Source organism: Qipengyuania sp. NPDC077410, assembly GCF_044543405.1.
Classification (GTDB): Bacteria; Pseudomonadota; Alphaproteobacteria; order Sphingomonadales; family Sphingomonadaceae; genus Qipengyuania; species Qipengyuania pacifica.
Genome location: NZ_JBITWB010000010.1, coordinates 1 through 3,178 on the forward strand (window position 1 = coordinate 1; position 3,178 = coordinate 3,178).

Genomic DNA, 3,178 nt, shown 5'->3' on the forward strand with positions numbered 1-3,178 from the left:
CACAACCCCAACCCGCCCGGAATCGCCCAATCACCCCCGCCACCACCCCGAGTCACACCCGATTCCACCACAGAATCGATCATCCCATTCTCGCTAAACTGCCGGGTGGGCTGTCCAAGGGATGGTAGAGAATCGCTTCGTGCAACGGCAATCAGACGTATGGCGACAGATTTGGCCTAGGCGCTTGTGCACCTCAGGCCTGTCCACGCTTGCTGGAACGGCCTCGGCCGTCCCTGCTCGCCGTGGTCCGAATTATGCCGCTTTGAATTTCCGGGCCAAAAAGAGGGCGGCAGCAAGCGAAGTGACCGGGCCGAGCCAGCAGAAAACGGCCCAAGGTGCCAGCGCAAGAGTCGGAACGCCCAATGTCGACGCCATGAACACGCCGGATACCGTCCATGGCATCAGCGGCTCCGTCACCGTGACGGAATCCTCGATCGTGCGAGACAGATACTGGGGTTCCAGATCGCGCTCCGCAAACGGGCGACGAAACAGACCACCGACGATAAGCGCAGTCACGCCGCCATGGCTAGTCATTGCGACCATGATCGCCCCAGCTGCCATGGTGGCAGCCACCAGGCTCACGACCGATTGAACCAGGTCCAGCAGCGCGTTCAACAAACGGTCGATCGCGCCCGACACTTTCATTCCGGCAGCCAGCAGGAATGCCGCGATGATGAACAGGAGCGTGCCTGACATCGACATGAGCCCTCCCCGGTTCAGCAGGTTCTCGACGCTCGGAGTAAATTCCGCGCCGGTCAGGTTCACTGCTGCGGAAAAACCGTCGACGAAACTGGCGACCGCGCCCACGAACGAAAATCCCTGACCAAAGATGCCGACGATCAGGGCGAGCACGGATGAGGCGAGAATCACAAGGGCGGGCGGTTTGCGTAGGGCAATACCGACGAGCGCAACCAGTAACGGCAATGCCGCCAGCGGTCCGAGATCGAACGCGCCGACAAGTTCGCCTTTGATCAGCGCCGCGTCCGAGGACGCCAAGGTCCCACTGGAAACACCTGCCAGGCCCAGCCCCGCAAACGTCACGATCGCAATCGCCGCCGCCGGCAGGCTGGTCCAGAGCATGCACCGAATGTGATCGTACAAATCCGCGCCCGCACCGATTGCGGCGATGTTGGTCATGTCGGACAGAGGCGACAGCTTGTCGCCGAAATAGGCGCCGGACACCACGGCCCCGGCGACCGGCGCGAGCGGCAGACCCATCGCTTGCGCTGCGCCCATCAGGGCAACCCCGATCGTTCCGGCGGAGCCCCATGACGTGCCGGAAATGAGGGACATCACCGCAGTTGCAACGAAAGCCGTCAAAACCATGAAGCGCGGATCGATGAGATCGATACCTAGAACGACCATCATGGGTATCGTGCCGCTGAACATCCAGCTGCCGATAAGCGCCCCGATCGTCAGAAGAATAAGGATGGCCGGCAGCGCATCGGCAATCTGCCGCCCGGTTTCCTGCTGAATCTCCTGCCAGCCTGCCCCCGCCTTGCGTGCAACAAGACCGGCAATGGTGGCCGCGAAGAGAATGGAGAGCAGCAGTGCACCGCCGCCCGTGCCAACCGTTGCCATGCTGATACCGATCGCACCGAACAGTGCGATGATCGGCAGCAAGGAAAGGCCAAGCGAAAGTGGTGGCCGGGGCTCCGGCGCCGGACCGGAATGCGCTTCCGCCATGCTCACGGCGCCAGCGCCTGATCCAGATCTTCGATCAAGGCGTGTGCCCCTTCGAATCCGATTGAGAGTCGCAGAAGACCTGCCGGGATGCGCGGCCTCTCGCCGCCCATGTCCATCGGGTCGGTCTTGTGACCAGTGAGGACAAGGCTCTCCGCCCCGCCCCAGCTCACAGCCTTTCCGAACAGACGCAGACGGTTGGCGACTGCTACGGCACGCGCGAAGCCTCCCTCGGCAAGTTCGAACGAGAACAGGCCGGAATGGCCCCGCCAGCCATCGGCATCGGCCTGCGCGGCCCCTGCCAGCTGCGGATGGAAGACGCGCGCCACGTCGGAACGGTTGTCCAGATATCTGGCAAGGCAAAGCGCATCTTCATGGTGGCGCCGGATTCGCGTGGGCAATGTCATCAGTCCGCGCAGGAACAGGAAGGCTTCCAGCGGCTGCATGATGGCGCCCATCAGCATGTATGCGTTGTAGAAAACCCGCTCGATCAGCTCTGCCGATCCGATCAGCGCGCCGCCCACGGCATCGCTGTGGCCGCCGATATATTTCGTACAGCTATGGATCGCCAGATCGACGCCCAACTCGATCGGCTTTTGAAGCAGCGGCGTTGCAACCGTATTGTCGATCACGCTCAGCGCGCCGTGTTCCCGGGCGAGCTTCGCAATGGCTCTGACATCGATACGCTGAAACAGGGTCGAACCCGGACTTTCCATGAACACCATACTTGTTTCATCGCGCATGGCCGCACCGATTGCGGCGATGTCTGCCGTGAAGACCTGATCGTGCGATACGCCGAAATCTTCGAGGCGCCGCGCCAGTTCCAGGGTCGGTCCGTAAATGTCGTTGACGAAGAGGACATGATCGCCCGCTTTCAGCAGACCGAAAAGCGTAGCGCCGATGGCGCCCATACCACTGGCAAAGCATTTGCACGCTTCGCCCCTCTCCAGTTCGGCCAGTGTGCGTTCGAACACCTGGACAGTAGGGTTCGTACCGCGTGAATAGACATTGGCGGCATTTTCGTGCGCAAGGTCGCGGTGCAGTTCCTCCATCGTCTCCTTGCGGAAGATCGAAGCCTGCGCGATCGCCGGCAGTACCATTCCCGAGCATTCGGCAACCGGCTCTGCCGCGCGCAGGCAAAGCAATTCGTCGCGCGGATCCAGTTCAAGCATGTGTGGTGTCACCATGTGCGAAATACCTTCGGGCAATCAGAGCTCCCCTGATCGCTACGGCATCGATCCCGATCATCTTCATTCGGCAGGGTTACACTGCCGAATGAAAAATAATCAATGATGAGAACAACCGCCTTCGGCACATGACAGACGAAGTCGGCTAGATTACCGGATCGACCTGATGCGTGCCTTATCTGGGTGCGCATCCGAACAGGCCGGGCGCTTCTTTTTCGCGCGTAATTACGGGAGGCATAAAAAAGGGGCTCTGCCAGTTGGCGGAGCCCTTGTTTGTTTTGGTTGCGGGGGTTGGATTTGAACCAACG

At 61.0% G+C, this 3,178-nt stretch carries 3 protein-coding genes; all 3 read right to left on the reverse strand.

Features of this window, described 5'->3' with window-relative positions:
• Positions 1-252: 252 nt before the first annotated feature.
• Positions 253-1,686 carry a Na+/H+ antiporter NhaC family protein gene (locus ACIGGE_RS17940; protein ID WP_397491367.1) on the reverse strand — a complete coding sequence of 478 codons (1,434 nt, stop codon included), beginning with the start codon at positions 1,684-1,686 and terminating at the stop codon, positions 253-255.
• Positions 1,687-1,688: 2 nt separating this feature from the next.
• On the reverse strand, positions 1,689-2,870 hold the full coding sequence (locus ACIGGE_RS17945; protein ID WP_397491365.1) for a trans-sulfuration enzyme family protein: 1,182 nt from the start codon (positions 2,868-2,870) through the stop codon (positions 1,689-1,691).
• On the reverse strand, positions 2,864-3,178 hold a 315-nt coding region (locus ACIGGE_RS17950; RefSeq protein WP_397491366.1), incomplete at its 5' end, for a hypothetical protein. The genes ACIGGE_RS17945 and ACIGGE_RS17950, both read right to left, overlap by 7 nt.

Excerpts from the sequence above, each read along its gene's own strand:
- ACIGGE_RS17945 (WP_397491365.1), bottom strand. The coding sequence starts at position 2,870 with ATGGTGACACCACACATGCTTGAACTGGATCCGCGCGACGAATTGCTT.
- ACIGGE_RS17940 (WP_397491367.1), bottom strand. The coding sequence starts at position 1,686 with ATGGCGGAAGCGCATTCCGGTCCGGCGCCGGAGCCCCGGCCACCACTT.